This window comes from Mucilaginibacter sp. McL0603, assembly GCF_049992945.1.
Lineage (GTDB): Bacteria > Bacteroidota > Bacteroidia > Sphingobacteriales > Sphingobacteriaceae > Mucilaginibacter.
This window is the reverse complement of sequence record NZ_CP188251.1, coordinates 1,726,216-1,741,082: the sequence shown is the minus strand read 5'-3', so window position 1 is coordinate 1,741,082 and position 14,867 is coordinate 1,726,216. Positions and strand designations below refer to the sequence as shown.

General features: G+C 41.5%; 12 protein-coding genes. 7 read left to right on the top strand and 5 right to left on the bottom strand.

Going from position 1 to position 14,867, the window contains the following annotated elements:
- The first annotated feature begins 32 nt into the window (after positions 1-32).
- The 7 genes from ACPPVU_RS08045 (at position 33) to ACPPVU_RS08015 (ending at position 8,965) form a co-directional block, all read left to right on the top strand.
- Entirely contained in the window at positions 33-1,469 is a 1,437-nt protein-coding gene (locus tag ACPPVU_RS08045; RefSeq protein WP_426671173.1) for a lipopolysaccharide biosynthesis protein, read from the top strand.
- Positions 1,470-1,682: 213 nt separating this feature from the next.
- On the top strand, positions 1,683-3,413 hold the full coding sequence (locus tag ACPPVU_RS08040) for a hypothetical protein (protein ID WP_426671172.1): 1,731 nt from the start codon (positions 1,683-1,685) through the stop codon (positions 3,411-3,413).
- Positions 3,403-4,365 carry a glycosyltransferase gene (locus ACPPVU_RS08035; RefSeq protein WP_426671171.1) on the top strand — a complete coding sequence of 321 codons (963 nt, stop codon included), beginning with the start codon at positions 3,403-3,405 and terminating at the stop codon, positions 4,363-4,365. Before ACPPVU_RS08040 ends, ACPPVU_RS08035 begins: the two co-directional genes overlap by 11 nt.
- Before the next feature lie 145 nt (positions 4,366-4,510).
- Complete coding sequence (locus ACPPVU_RS08030; RefSeq protein ID WP_426671170.1) at positions 4,511-5,587, top strand: glycosyltransferase family 4 protein; 1,077 nt, start codon at positions 4,511-4,513, stop codon at positions 5,585-5,587.
- On the top strand, positions 5,584-6,714 hold the full coding sequence (locus ACPPVU_RS08025) for a DUF1972 domain-containing protein (RefSeq protein ID WP_426671169.1): 1,131 nt from the start codon (positions 5,584-5,586) through the stop codon (positions 6,712-6,714). Before ACPPVU_RS08030 ends, ACPPVU_RS08025 begins: the two co-directional genes overlap by 4 nt.
- Entirely contained in the window at positions 6,653-8,011 is a 1,359-nt protein-coding gene (locus tag ACPPVU_RS08020; protein WP_426671168.1) for an O-antigen ligase family protein, read from the top strand. Before ACPPVU_RS08025 ends, ACPPVU_RS08020 begins: the two co-directional genes overlap by 62 nt.
- Before the next feature lie 33 nt (positions 8,012-8,044).
- On the top strand, positions 8,045-8,965 hold the full coding sequence (locus ACPPVU_RS08015) for a nucleotidyltransferase domain-containing protein (RefSeq protein WP_426671167.1): 921 nt from the start codon (positions 8,045-8,047) through the stop codon (positions 8,963-8,965).
- A gap of 105 nt (positions 8,966-9,070) precedes the next feature.
- Here ACPPVU_RS08015 and ACPPVU_RS08010 read toward each other — a convergent pair whose 3' ends face one another.
- From ACPPVU_RS08010 to ACPPVU_RS07990, 5 genes are all read right to left on the bottom strand, one after another.
- A complete protein-coding gene (locus ACPPVU_RS08010; protein ID WP_426671166.1) occupies positions 9,071-9,895 on the bottom strand; it encodes a class I SAM-dependent methyltransferase in 825 nt (274 codons plus the stop codon).
- Positions 9,892-11,361, bottom strand: a complete 1,470-nt coding sequence (locus tag ACPPVU_RS08005; RefSeq protein ID WP_426671165.1) for a B12-binding domain-containing radical SAM protein — start codon at positions 11,359-11,361, stop codon at positions 9,892-9,894. Before ACPPVU_RS08005 ends, ACPPVU_RS08010 begins: the two co-directional genes overlap by 4 nt.
- A gap of 61 nt (positions 11,362-11,422) precedes the next feature.
- Positions 11,423-12,469 carry a radical SAM protein gene (locus ACPPVU_RS08000; RefSeq protein ID WP_426671164.1) on the bottom strand — a complete coding sequence of 349 codons (1,047 nt, stop codon included), beginning with the start codon at positions 12,467-12,469 and terminating at the stop codon, positions 11,423-11,425.
- Between the two features lie 2 nt (positions 12,470-12,471).
- A complete protein-coding gene (locus ACPPVU_RS07995) occupies positions 12,472-13,209 on the bottom strand; it encodes a class I SAM-dependent methyltransferase (RefSeq protein WP_426671163.1) in 738 nt (245 codons plus the stop codon).
- Between the two features lie 14 nt (positions 13,210-13,223).
- On the bottom strand, positions 13,224-14,726 hold the full coding sequence (locus ACPPVU_RS07990) for a B12-binding domain-containing radical SAM protein (protein ID WP_426671162.1): 1,503 nt from the start codon (positions 14,724-14,726) through the stop codon (positions 13,224-13,226).
- Between the last annotated feature and the right edge of the window lie 141 nt (positions 14,727-14,867).

The window sequence follows — 14,867 nt, the reverse complement described above, 5'->3', positions numbered from 1 at the left end:
CTTTCGACTCCAGACTTACGACTAAAAATAAAATGAAAACCAAGCTTGTAAATAATCTTTCGGCCAATACTTTACAGCTTATCATCAATCAGTTGGCCGGACTGGTCATCTTTTATATCCTTTCCATCGGGCTCGATAAGAATAGTTTCGGACAGATCAACCTTGCGCTGGCCCTTATGCTGGCCATATTTAATATCCTCTCATTCGGTATCGATCAGATTGCGGTCAGGAAACTGGCTTCGGGCGAAGATCCTCCAATTATATTGTCTCTTTACATCAGTCATGTATTAATTACCGGGTTTGTATTCTATGGATTGTTATTTGCCGGCAGGCTCCTCTTCCCTTTTATCAATGCTTACGATATCATTCTATTAATAGGCGCCGGCAAGCTGATGATCTATTTCTCTACGCCTTTTAAGCAGTCGGCTATTGGGATGGAGCGATTCAGATTATTAGCTTACCTATCCGTTATCTCAAATATTGCACGTGCATGCTGTTTGGTCGTCCTGACTATATTACACAGCATCACCTTACGAAATGTGATTATTGTATTTATCAGCGGCGATCTGCTGGAATTAGCCATCGGCACCTTGCTTTTTAAACAAGCCACCCATTTGCCGTTAACCATAAAATGGAATAAGAGCAATTACATATCCCTGCTTAAAGAATCGCTGCCACAGTTTGGTGTGGTGATGATCACTTCTGCACTGGCACGGTTCGACTGGATATTTATCGGCATCGTGTTATCGGCCGTAAAACTGGCCGAATATAGCTTTGCCTACAAGGTTTTTGAATTATCCACCCTCCCCCTGCTGGCTATTGCGCCTTTGCTTATTCCCTGGTTCACCCGTTTATTTAAAGATGGAGCCGTACCCGATACCAACAAGCTGAAACTACTGGCGAGGATGGAAATGATCGTTGCGGCATTTACCATCGTACTGATCAACAGCTGCTGGTCGCCGGTGATTGACAGGCTTACTGCCGGGAAATATGGGGCCGTAAACGAACGTACCATTTTTATACTCACCCTATGCATACCGCTCATCTACCTCACTAATTTTTTATGGACGATCAGCTTTGCCAAAGGGCGATTGAAAATGATATTTACCGCGTTTGCTATCACCCTTGCAGTAAATGTAATTGCTGATATTATATTGATCCCCATTTTTAAAAATGAAGGCGCCGCTATCGGTTACCTTGCGGGATATAGTGCCCAAACCATCTACTTTTTGATAAGGAACGATGTAAAGGAACTGAACCAAGTTGTATATCCTCTATTGATATCCACAGCCTGTGCCTGTTTAAGTGTTTTTGGTGCGAAGGTATTATTTGTTAATGTTTGGGTTGAAGTTGGAGCTGCGGTTTTGCTTTATGTGGTGGGATTGGTTGTTATGGGGCAAGTAGGGCTGGTTGATGCGAAGGCTTTGAGTGGAATGGTGAATATGTCTGAACCAGAATTAAAGAATTAACAGAATACTTATTCTTCTCTTTGTCATTCTGAACGTAGTAAAGAATCTTCTTCAATAGAAAAGTCGTCTACTGGCGTGGCGGAGAAGATTCTTTACTACGTTCAGGATGACAGTCTTATTTTAAATAAATAATTCTCCCTTCCCTCAACCCAGCAGGCAACCAATCCAATTTCCGGGGCGTACTCTCTTTAAATAAATTGGGGATTATACCGAATGATTGTCAGTACCGCTTTTGACTTTAAAAACCTGAAAAAACTGGTTGATTGGAAGCTTTTGCTATTCCTGGTGCTTTTCCTGAACGTAAAGTTAGCGGTCAAAATTCCGGCTATTGCCCTCATCTACCTGCTTCAGTTTAATTTCAAATTCGGGTTCAGTTTTAAAAATTCACGACTGCCACTTTTTTATTTGCTGGCAATTGCAATAGCAGTGCTTAACTGGGTAATCAGCATCAATTATTTTAATCTCAATTATAATATTGTCCTGCTCACCGGCGTTGGCTTTTGGGCGCTCTGCATACTGGCCATGCACCAGGTAAAACTGTTTGTGGAGCAGGATGATACCGAAACCATCCACCGCACCATTGTTATCTTTTTTATACTGAATGCCCTACTTTCATTCTGTAACCTGGCTGCGATTATATGGGAGACCGGCTCCATCAATCCTTACACCTACCAGGGCCAGTATCAGAAATATTTTATAGGCACCGGCGATTATATCAGGGGCATCACATTTGATACTTCTACAACCAACGCTGTTTTAAATGCACTGGGTGTGCTCTATTTCCTGACCAAAAAGAATATGACCATGCTGTTTGTTTGCATGGTTGTGATGCTTTTTACCGGCAGCAATTTTACTAATATCATGCTGCTTATATGCTTTGCCATTTTATTCATTTTTAAAAGCAGCCGCGACCAAAAAAGCCTGATCGCCGCTTGTATGATGTTTCTTGTGGTTTTTATGGTGAAAATATCGCCGCAAAACTACATGTATGTGCACGAAGGATTTAAGAATACGTTCCATCTCAAATTGCTACAATCTGCACAGCCGCCTGCTGGCAAACCCGATCTCCCTCTTACCCTAATGCCGGATAAATGGCTGACCGCAGATGAGATCAAACAGAAAATTGCCCAACGCCATATTGATAGTGTTTATGTGATTTCGCATCCCCCTAAATCAGTATTGGACGTTAAGGCGCAACAGTCGGCTATGGTAACAACACCGACTCCTAAATCTGTGGTTAATGAGAAAAAATCACTTCCGGAAAAACCATTAACAGTTTTGGAAGGTGGCCGTATAATTATTCCTCAACCGAACATCAATTTAAAACCATACCAGCATATCGCTGATACCAATGCTTATCAAAAGCGATTATTAGCCTTTGTTAACACGCATAAAAGCAATTTGCCTTTATCGGCACAAAATAATTATCAGTCCGCTTTGCCCGGAAAGGCGATTAGCAGTATTCAAACTATTAGTTTTTTAGGACACCATCCTTCAAAAATATTGACGGGTAACGGCATAGGTAATTTTTCGTCCAAACTAGCTTTCAGGGTTAGTGGATTGGGTTTTGCCGGTGGATATCCGCAAAAACTGGTTTATATCAGCCCATATTTCCTGTCAAATCACCTGGATGTTTTTCTTAATTTTTTCAGCAAAAAAACTGATTACCATTCGCTTACCAATAACCCGGATTCGGTATATGACCAGCTATTGGGCGAATACGGCCTGCTTGGATTGATCGCATTCCTGGTTTGGTACCTGGGTTATTTTCTGAAACATTATAAGGCGCTAACCTACGGACTGCCCATCCTGTTGATGGTGGTGGCCCTGTTTTTTATCGAATACTGGTTTGAGCAACTGTCCATACTCGTTTTTTTCGAGTTACTGCTGCTGCTCAACATCAAAGAAAACGCTAACAAAGTAATACCAGAATATGTACGCTGATCGCCATAAAATAACTGTTTTGATGCCTGCCTATAATGCAGGCAAGTATATCCGCGAGGCGATAGTATCGGTATTGGAGCAATCTTACCGAGAGTTTGAATTGTTGGTTATTAATGACGGCTCAACCGATAATACTGTTAGCGAGGTATTGTCCTTTGATGACCCGCGTATAGTGTTGGTTAACAACGATCACCAGGGTATAGCAGCGACACTTAACACTGGTTTGCGTCTTGCGGATACACATTACATTGCCCGTTTTGATGCGGATGACATTTGTATGCCTGACAGGCTGGAAAAGCAGTTCAATTTTTTACAGGACCATCCTGACTATGTACTGGTAGGCAGCGATGCCGAATACATTTTAGAGAATGGCGATTTCCTGTTCAGCTTTAAATGTATTGCCCACTCAAACGATGAGGTGCAACAGAATATGTATGTGTACTGCCCATTTATCCATTCGTCGGTAATGTATAGAAGGGTTGAGGTGATAAAAGCAGGTGGCTATAATGTGCATGCACACCATTTTGAGGACTACCTGTTGTGGACCAGCCTTGTTAAAACAGGTAAAATGCAAAACCTGCGCGAGCCTTTGATAAAAGTTCGCTTCAATCCGGCATCGGCAACTATTGATGAGAAATGGCGCGGAGAGCGGTTCCGTCAGCTTAAAAGGCAGGCCACTACACGAGGGGCCATCACCGAAGATGAGGGTAATGAACTGCTATCCATCATCCAAAAACAGGATGTAGGTAAAATAAAAGAGGGTGCTTACCATGCCCTGTGCGGAAAGAAGTTTTTGGCTAATAACTATCAGCCGTCAAAAGCACGCGGACATGTGCGTAAGGCCATCAGCGTTGACCCTTTCAGGCTGGATAACTACCTGCTTTACGCGGTAAGCTACCTGCCTGAGATATTGATAGCATGGCTGCATAAAAAAAGCCCTAACAGACTGTAGTATGAATATAGATATGAATCAAGAGTTAAGAATCAGGAATCAAGAAAACAGTTCATCAAAAGATGTACTGCCTTTTCATGACTACCCTGGCTCTTGCTTCCTGACTCTTGATTCTTAACTCTCGATTCTTAATACACATAAAAACATGAAAGTAGCTTTTATAACACGATCCACTTTATTTGATGTACCCGGCGGCGACACGGTGCAGGTGGTGCAAACTGCCCGGCATTTAGAGCAATTGGGGATATCGACAGAAGTCAAGCTTTCAAAAGATGAAATAAATTACGCTGAATATGATCTGCTGCATTTCTTTAACCTCACACGCCCGGCAGATATCCTGTATCACAGCAAAAAAGCCGGGAAGCCTTTTGTGGTATCCACCATATTATGCAATTATACCGAGTACGATAAGCACCACCGTAAAGGCGTTGGGATGATTTTTGGATTTTTACCGGCAAACAGCATTGAGTACCTCAAAACTATAGCACGCTGGGTATTAGGTAAAGATCATTTGGCCAGTAAGGAATATTTATGGAAAGGGCAGCGTCGCAGCATCACCGAAGTATTAAAGAATGCGGCAATGGTATTACCCAATTCCGAATCGGAATACCATCGTATTATAAAAGCTTATCCATGCAAATTAAAGCATACAGTGGTGCCCAATGGTGTTGATCAGCACTTGTTTAAACGCGATTATAAAGCTGAAAAAGACCCTAACCTGGTACTGAATGTAGCCAGGATTGAAGGCATAAAGAATCAGTTGAACTTGATAAAAGCACTGAATAATACCCGGTTCAATTTAATCATCATTGGCTCGCATGCACCAAATCAAAAGCCTTATTATGATGAGTGCCGCAGCATAGCAGCATCCAATATCACGTTTATCGATCATATCCCGCAGGCAGAACTTTTAAAATATTACCAGAAAGCGAAGGTGCACATATTGCCAAGTTGGTTTGAGACCACCGGGTTAAGCTCGATAGAAGGAGCTGTGATGGGCTGTAATATCGTCATCACCAATAAAGGGGATGCTCCGGAATATTTTGGCAGCCATGCATTTTACTGTGAGCCGGGGAACCCCGAAAGCATATTGGCAGCGGTTGAAAAAGCCAGTCAAAGCAAATACGACGAGAATTTATATAACATGATACTAAATAGGTATACCTGGAAACAGGCAGCAACCGAAACTTTAAAAGCATACCAGCAAACTATTACTCAATGAAAAGTTTAAGAATAGCAATTTTAGGAACAAGAGGGATTCCAAACTACTATGGTGGATTTGAACATATATCAGAATATGTTTCGGCGGGGTTGGTAAAAAAGGGACACTCTGTAACCGTTTATAATTCGCACAACCACCCCTATACTGCCGATACATGGAACGGCGTAACTATTAAGCATTGTTATGACCCCGAATACCTGATAGGCACGGCCGGGCAATTTATTTATGACCTGAACTGCCTGATGGATGCCCGCAGGCAAAAATTTGACGTGGTTTTACTGATGGGTTATACCAGCTGTTCGATATGGGGAAACTTGTATCCTAAAAACAGCACCATTATTACCAATATGGATGGCCTGGAATGGAAACGATCGAAATACTCAAAAAGGGTACAGCAATTTCTAAAATATGCCGAAAAGCTGGCAGTAAAACACAGCCATTATTATGTTTCTGACTCAAGGGTGATAAAATCTTACCTGGAAGAAAAATACCACATCTACAGTGAATATATCCCTTACGGAGCTGACGTTTTTAGTGATATTGAAAGAGAACAACTGGACACAAAGGAAGCAGAAAAAGAAGATTACTTTTTGCTGATGGCCCGTATGGAACCTGAAAATAATATCGAGACCATACTGGAGGGCTTTAATAACAGCAATTCGCGCAGAAGCTTTAAGGTTTTGGGTGATACAAGCAACCGTTTCGGTCAGTATATCAGGAACAGGTTTAATAATGATGAACGCATACAGTTCAAAGGGGCAATTTTTGATACACCACGGGTTCGCGCTTTGCAAAATAATTCGTACCTGTATTTTCATGGGCACAGTGTCGGGGGCACCAATCCTTCACTTCTGGAAGCGATGGCAAGTGAGGCGCTGATAGCTGCACATAATAACCCTTTTAATAAATCGGTACTGCATGCTGACGCTTTTTACTTTTCAAATGCCATTGAGGTGCAACACCTTGTCGAAACCGTTCAGCGTAAAGAAAATGAACAGATGATGGTAAGGAACAACCTTAATAAAATTACCTACCAGTTTAATTGGGAGAAGATCATTAATGAGTATGAAGCATTCATTGTTGAATGCTACAAGGGTTCAAAGCATGAAAGAATTATTGCTTATTAAGGACAACCTGGCTAACAGGATCAGCTATTATCACATTATGCTGCTCCTGCTCAGCCTGCCGTTCGACCGTTTTTACAGTCACCTTATACTTGCAAGCTTTGCGATACACACGCTGATTCAATTAAAAAAGGGTAAAGTAAAACCGGTATTTACACTGCGTACAGCAGTGTTGTTATCAGTATTCCTGGTTACCGTGGTAAGTACTTTATATACCATCAACCCTGCACACGCATTTATTGAGTGGCAACTGGATCTGCCAATTTTATTATTCCCGCTGATAATGTGCTTTAACCCGCTCGATTTGAAAAAATACAAGTCACGGTTTTTGCTTGCTTTTGCCTTATGTTGCACAGCTACCATTATTTATCTGTATGCTGATGCATTTATTACCATAAGGTATTATAAAATGTCCTGGTCTTCGATTATGTCTCCGGCGTTTACTAATCATAATTTTTCGCAGCCGATAGATATGCATGCTACATTTTTTTCGATGCAGATAGCCATCGCGTTGGTATACCTGTTATCAGTTTTGATCAGTGAAAAGCTAACGTTAACCAATAGAATAGTATATGTTATCTGCTGCCTGGTACTCACAGCCGGAATTATTCAATTAAGTTCAAAATCAGTATTTGTGGCCCTGTTCCTGGTACTCAATATTGCGTTCCCTTACTTTTTGATCAGGGGTCTGAGACAAAAAGCATACATATTAATTTCTGCGTCAGCTTTTTGCATTCTTGTGCTTTGCATATTTAGCTCGCATGCTTTAAAAGACCGTTTTTTGTATGAATTGAAAGAAGACCTATCCCCATCTTTTGCCGGACAAACGGTAGAACCACGGCTTGAAAGATGGAAAATTGCTGTCAAACTGATTGGCGAGTCGCCGGTAATTGGCTATGGTGCAGGGTCAGAGATACAACTTTTGCAGCAACAATACTTTGCTAAAAAATTCTACAGTTCGTACGTACACCATTTAAATGCGCATAATGAGTATATGAGTTTCATGCTCAAATCAGGGATATGGGGGCTCGCTGTTTACCTGGCGACCCTGCTATATGGTTTTAAAAAAGCGATCAGGAAAAGAGATATTGTATTCTTCAGTTTTATGGTGATCATTGCTACCGTTTCCTTATCCGAAAACGTATTGGATGTTGATAAAGGGGTGATCTTTTACGGCTTCTTTTTCAGCTTTTTTGTTTTTTCATCCGAACAGAAAGAGCATCTTAATTTACCTATAAAACGACATAAATATTTAAGAAAGGTGGCAACCAAACATGAGGTTGTTCCGTCATCATTATAAAGGGAAATAGCTGTTAATTTAACAATAAATAAGTTGTCAGACATCAAAAAAAATATCTTAGCCGCACTTGCTTATTTTGATCTTTTCAATTATCCGTTGACTATGGATGAAGTTTTTCTAAACCTTCCAATCAAATGTGAACAGCAGGAGCTTGAATTTGCATTAAGCTGCCTGGTTAGTGACCGGGTTATCTATCATTTCGGCAAATTTTATACGCTGAAAAATGATTACTTTTTAATTGAACGCAGGCTCAATGGCAATGCTAAGGCCGAAGAGATGATCGGTATTGCAAAGCAGGTGGGCGACTTCCTTGTCCGTTTCCCTTATGTAAGGGGGATCGCTATTTCGGGATCGCTTTCAAAAAACTTTGCTGATGAAAGTTCAGATATCGACCTGTTTATTATTACTGCCAAAAACAGGCTGTGGCTAGCGCGTACCATTATGCATTGTTTTAAGAAACTGACTTTCCTGGTAAATAAGCATCAATATTTCTGCATGAACTATTATATTGATGAAAAGGAACTGCAGATACGCGAAAAAAATATTTACACCGCTATTGAAATTGCTACCCTGATGCCATTACACGGCGATACTGTTTTTGAGCAGTTTTATATTGCCAATGCATGGACGCGCGAATACTTGCCCAATAAATGCTTACGGTTAACCACCGCCGAACCCTTAAAAAAAACCTGGCTGAAAAGCTTTACAGAGATGCTCTTTAATAACTGGCTGGGTAATAAAATCGATAATCTGTTACTGAAGATCAGCGCTAAACGCTGGCTTAAAAATGTCGAACTAAAAAAATTGAACGATAAGGGCATTATTATGGGAATGGATTGCGGCAAACACCACTCCAAACCTGACCCCCGGTTTTTTCAGGAAAAGCTGATCGGAAAATATCAAAGCAAGATATCGCAGCTTTTAGATCATTTAGAAAGCAGTGTAGCACATTGATCTTGATGGCGATGAGGGGTAGCAGTTGCAGTAGATAGTGGCACTTAACATTTACTATCTCTAAAAATCTGCTACTGCTACTGCCACTGCAACTGCTACTATTACTTACTTCTTCCTCAACGAAATAATATAATAATCCCCCATAACCCTCCAGGGCCAGCGGGTTTTAAGTTTACCTTCCCACTTTTTAAGTTTAGTATAGGCAGATGGATGCTTTTCGGCAAAGCCTTCAAGGTAAGATGGCGGGACGATAGTGCAAAGCCCTTCGATGCTTAATACATCAAATTGACCTTTTAATCTTTTAGTAATATATGAGGGGTTGTAGTACCAGCATTTAAAGTAATTACCATCAATATGCGCTGTTCTTCCGTTCGAACTAAAAAATCGTCTGAATGCCGTTTTAAATTTCCCCTTGAATAACAGCAGCGTTTCCCATAAACAGAATTTCGGTAGTACAACCAGTGTAACTAGCCCGCCTGGATTTAGTAATGGAGATAATGAAGCCAGAACTTTATCTAACTCACCGGTGCAATTCAGGCCGGCAAAGTTGGAGAATACCAGGTCATAAGGTCCTTTATTTTTCAGGTGGTTAAGATCAGTGTAAGAACACAATTCATTACTTACCGTCGTTCCCAATTGGCGTTTCTGAACTTTCAGCATTAATTGCTGCTGCATGCCGGGTGATATATCGGTCGCGTGTACCTTATGCCCTTTCCCGGCAAAAAATATAGCGTCTTCACCTGTGCCGCTGTTCAGCTCCAATATGGAACTGCCGGGCTTGAGATATTTCAGCACATGATCGCGCACCCGTTCGCGCTTATAGTTGATGATGGTATTTGCGCCGTACAGATCGTCAAATATCACTGACTGCCCGGTAAACGCCTCCGCAGCATTTTGCTCGTTAATATGATCTGTAAGTACCTCCATCATAATGCTTTTTCTAACCGTTTCAGCTTCATTTTTTCAATCAATGCTGACGGTGTATAGTAGAAAACAGAAAGCGCCTTTTTTAGATTCCTGAAATTAACATTCAGCGGTTTTTTAACCAACTCGGACAAGCTATTTTTTGCTATATGCTGGCGATAATTCTGGTGTACATACCGGTACAATTGCTTGTAGTAAGATGGCGGAAAAGTATTGGTAAACATCATAGCCATTTCATCAGAGTCGGTCCAGTTGGTTTTACTCTTTAGATCAGCTTTTACTTTCTCATAAAAACCTGTGCCAGGCAATGGGTATGATACCGATATGCCTATTTCATAAGGCAGCAGTTCATTGATCATTTTTATGGTTAGTTCGATGTCTTCCTTTAGTTCGTCCAAATAACCAAACTGGATAAAAAACGACGGCCTGATACCATACTTTTTCATCAACCGGGTAGATTGGTGTATCTGTTCCACAGTGGTACCTTTATCCATTGCATCCAGTATTTTTTGCGAACCGCTCTCGGCGCCTATCCATATATTTTCACAGCCCGAATCGGCCAGTGCTTTTACCAGGTCTTCCTCCACAAGTAAGTCGGCTCTTGATTGTATTTTAAATCTGATCTTCAGATTTTCTGTTTGCATCAAAGCGGAAAACTCCTCTACCCATCCCGGCTTCAATCCAAAAATATCGTCACAAAACCAAATGTGATCCATATCAAACTGCTGTTTCAGCATCTTGATTTCCTGTACTACATTTTCCGGACTTCTTGAATTATAGCGGTTACCGTAAATTGGTTTTGCACACCAGTTGCATTTAAACGGACAACCACGGGTAGTGCCAATATTTAACGAGAAATAGCCTGCATGTTTCAGCCAGCTTTCCTTGTATGGCTGCATGTTTACCAGATCCCAGGCGGGCAAAGGCAAACTATCAAGGTCTTTTAATACTGGTCGGCCCAGGGTTTTTACAACCTTTCCATCTTTAATATAGGCCAGTCCGCGGATCGCTGAATAATCTGTAACTCCATTTCTAAGTTCGCCAACCAGCTCCAGCAGGGTTTGCTCCCCCTCGCCTATTATTACAAAGTCTGCGCCTTCCTGAAGATATTTCTCGTAACGGTCGGTTGAATCTGAACTGCAAACAATCACCTTGCAATTTTTCGCTTTGGCCTGCCAGGACATACTAAAAGCCGCCTCGCGCATGTTGGTGAGGCACATTTTGGTAAGGTAGTTAAACCCATCGTCATAGATCACAAAGAAGTCGGGCTGATGCTTTTCCAGCTCCGGCTCAACTTCTTCAGGTGCGGTTGCAAACATGGTATCAAACAGGGAAACTTCATATCCATTTTGGCGCATCAGCGCTGCAGCATATAAAGTACCCAATGGTGGATATGGTTGCCCCCATGCCCATTGCTTGGGATCGAACCTTAAAAAATAGGAATGCGTGAACAGGATATTATTTTGTTCCATCTTTTATAAATTACGGCTGCAAAAGCTATTGGGTTGCCGGATGGTATTAATATTATATTTCTTACGGATTCATCCGCGGTGACAAATTCAATGAGCATACACATTTTACACAAGTGCTGTTTGTACTCATGTCCAATGTTTTTCTCCAGTTAATGGCATCATCGCTGTTTAAAATTGTTGCCAGTGACGAATCCTTAATATTCCCTATTGCTTCATGAAAAAAGCATGGACGCACACTGCCATCCGCTTCTATTACGGTTGATACCCAGGGTGCATTGCACTTTTTGAAAGGGAAAGGGTTCAACCCATAATATGCGGCATAGTAGCGATATATGTCCATAAGTTTTTCGGGCGATTCGGCAATAAAGCCGTTAGTAAAATCTTCGCTGCACTCATCGATGATCCTTTCAATGATCGCCTTTAATTCGGGTAGTTCCCTTTCGGACAACAGAATTTCGTTTTGACGGGGCTCCTCCCAGGCCATCTGGCGGTTAAACGCATGACTGCTTACATCAGCCGGTAAAAAACTAACCTGGTCAATCCCCATAAGCCTTGCCTGGTAAATAATGGATGACCAGTTCCAGAAATTAAGCCGGTGTATCACCGTCCGTGCTGTGATCCGATATTTTGGATTTATTGACCGGATATGCTCCACACCATCCTTTAATTTTTGAAACGCCCCGGGAATATTACGAATTGCATCGTGCAGTGGCTGGTCACCATCAAGTGATACAATGATATCGTTTACATATTTTAATAACTTCTCAGCATGTGCTTTGACAGACAGGCCCGTAGTAAGCAGCGAAACCTTGATACCCGCGCTTTTTAGAATTTCGCATAAGCCAAAAAAGTTCTGATTCAGCAGCGCCTCCCCTCCGGACATCACCACCTGCCGGGTTCCGAATTTCTTCAGCGAATCAAGCAGGCCACTAACATCCTGTTCGGTCAACTGCTTAAGATTTTTATTATCCTTCCAGATATCACACATTACACAGCGGCAGTTACAGGCGCTGTGCGGCATCAAAATCACAATCGGCAGTGCCGATATCCGATGCGTTTTTAGTGTACGGTATCGTTGGTAAGTATGATTTATAGATTGCAGCAGCATAGTTATTTCCGTATTGTGACCCAATAAAAAGGATCTTTTTTAAACAGCCGGTTATACAGGCTGGTTGGGTTAAATAATAGCTCGTATTTAAATCCCCAAAATTCGCTTATAGAGTGATGAAAATAATGTTGGGACATCTCAGGAATACCCAGGGCAGCGTAGTATTTACAGCTTCTCTCATTAGCTTTTTCAGCCTCTAATGGTGTATAAAAAGGCGTATCGATGATGTGTACCTCGCCGCCATGTTTTAAAATTGATAACGCCTGTTTAAAGACATTGATCACTGAAGGGAAGTATTGCAATGAAGCGGCAAAAACGATTACATCGAATTTGTCGTTATCAAAAGTGTTATCATTAAAGCTGTCATAAATAAACTCCAGGTTGTCTTTTTTGAAAACCCGGTTGGCCTGCTCAATCTCTAACTGGTTAATATCAAGACCGGTCACCTTAGTATTTGGTATGTTTGACAGCTTTGCTGATAACCACCCATTTCCACATCCTACTTCCAATATCCTTAAATATTTATGCTTCTTTTCCAGGTAGGTGATCAATCTTTCGCTTGATCGTTTCCTGATCTTCCATTCATCATAATAAAGGTGATCAATGTCTGGCAAAAGCTGTAATTCTTCATCCGTATATATCCTTTTTTCCTGCTGGCGTACGGCAATATAGAGGTCTTCAAAATCCGGTTTAAGGGTTTGACTGCTTCTTTTTGCGATATGTTTTACAGGCTGGTTCAATTTGCTTCACAATTTTAAAATCCCTGTATTTCGGGCTGCCTGTATTTCCATAATCTTTGCAGCAGCTTTATCTCATAGGGGTAACTGTACAGGTTGATTTTGTAGCGTACTCCGGCTACCGCCTTTATCAGCTTTCGTTTCATATCATTTAGCTTGATATCGGTGACAGTCGGATATACGCCATTCAAAACCGTTTCAAAATTTCTTATCTTATCTATCATTTCCGGGGTGAGCCATGGTGTTAGAGGGTTTTTGCGCAGGTCGAAATTTTCCCAGGCAGGGCTTATCCAGTCTTCCAGCGTTTGCGGGAATTTGAAACCGCTGGCCAATACCTGCTTAAAAAGTTCCGATCCTTCTGTAGGGACAGGGCTGTACGTATAGATAACGATCTCCGTATTCGGGTTTACAGCCTTTACCCTTTTGATAAAATTTATTTCAAAATCTATTTGTGCCTGTACCTGTTCCCTTGTCGGGGCAGGTGTTCCTAATACAAATGAATATTCGGGGGTGATGTCGAACTTCTTTAACCGCTCGGCAAATTCAATGATCTGTTCGCCGGTTTGGGTACCGCCTTTATCCATCTGCTCCAATATTGCATTGTTACCACTTTCGGCACCAAAAAATATACATTTACAGCCTGAGTCACGTATAGCAGCAAGCGACGAGTCTTTAAACTTGCTCATCGTATCAATACGGGCCATACCCCACCAGGTCATTTTTTCTGGTTTGATCAGATTGGAAAATTCCACCGCACGTTTTTCAGATACAAAGAAGTTATTGTCATGAAACTCGATAGCAGTAGCGCCCCAGTTATCCTTAATGTACTTTACATCCTTATATACAGCCTGGGCTGATTTAGCTTTCCACCGTGCCTCATAAATAGGCACCACAGCGCAAAACGAACAAGTGAACGGACAGCCGATACTTGAGTGATAAGCCATCGTCTTTTCACCCAGGTAAGTCTTTCCCAAAAACTTGGAGAGATTATAAAATTGGTTCAGCTTGTCGTATGGTAAAGATGGAAGCTTATCCTGGTCTATCAGATCTTCCTTTGCTGTTTTAATGATCTGTCCATCAGATGCCTGGTATATCAGGTTACGGATAAACTCAAAAGGCGTACCATTTTCCAGTGCATCAATCAGTGCCGGAAAGGCATGATCGCCGGGGCCGTTTATAATGAAGTCCACGTAGCGTGAACATAAAACCGCCTCCGGTTGATTTGAGGGAAAATAACCTCCCCATATCATTTTGGTATAGGGAAAATTCTCTTTGATGAATTTTGCAGCAATTATAGCCTGACGCAATTGCGGCCCCGGCATGACAGAAAACCCAAGGTATTTATACTCACCGGTATTTAAATAGGATTCTATCTTTTTTACGGGATCGGCCTCACAATTGCCATCAACAATTGCCCAATCATATTTACCTTCAACCGAAGCTGCAATATTTAATATTGAATTCGGGATGCGATATTTCGCGTTCGCGCTTTTAGGATTGAATAATAGAATCTTACTCATTTTTTATTAATATATCTCCGGTTAAAAATCACCGGATAATGTCCATGATCACAGTTAGATAAACAGCAGCAGACCAAAGACCCACCGCTGTTGTACCAATTCAACTAATTATTAATTACCCATAGTCAATTACGAAATCGA

Excerpts from the sequence above, each read along its gene's own strand:
- ACPPVU_RS08030 (WP_426671170.1), top strand. The coding sequence starts at position 4,511 with ATGAAAGTAGCTTTTATAACACGATCCACTTTATTTGATGTACCCGGC.
- ACPPVU_RS08035 (WP_426671171.1), top strand. The coding sequence starts at position 3,403 with ATGTACGCTGATCGCCATAAAATAACTGTTTTGATGCCTGCCTATAAT.
- ACPPVU_RS08000 (WP_426671164.1), bottom strand. The coding sequence starts at position 12,469 with ATGCTGCTGCAATCTATAAATCATACTTACCAACGATACCGTACACTA.
- ACPPVU_RS08045 (WP_426671173.1), top strand. The coding sequence starts at position 33 with ATGAAAACCAAGCTTGTAAATAATCTTTCGGCCAATACTTTACAGCTT.
- ACPPVU_RS08005 (WP_426671165.1), bottom strand. The coding sequence starts at position 11,361 with ATGGAACAAAATAATATCCTGTTCACGCATTCCTATTTTTTAAGGTTC.
- ACPPVU_RS08040 (WP_426671172.1), top strand. The coding sequence starts at position 1,683 with ATGATTGTCAGTACCGCTTTTGACTTTAAAAACCTGAAAAAACTGGTT.
- ACPPVU_RS08010 (WP_426671166.1), bottom strand. The coding sequence starts at position 9,895 with ATGATGGAGGTACTTACAGATCATATTAACGAGCAAAATGCTGCGGAG.
- ACPPVU_RS08025 (WP_426671169.1), top strand. The coding sequence starts at position 5,584 with ATGAAAAGTTTAAGAATAGCAATTTTAGGAACAAGAGGGATTCCAAAC.
- ACPPVU_RS08020 (WP_426671168.1), top strand. The coding sequence starts at position 6,653 with ATGAAGCATTCATTGTTGAATGCTACAAGGGTTCAAAGCATGAAAGAA.
- ACPPVU_RS07990 (WP_426671162.1), bottom strand. The coding sequence starts at position 14,726 with ATGAGTAAGATTCTATTATTCAATCCTAAAAGCGCGAACGCGAAATAT.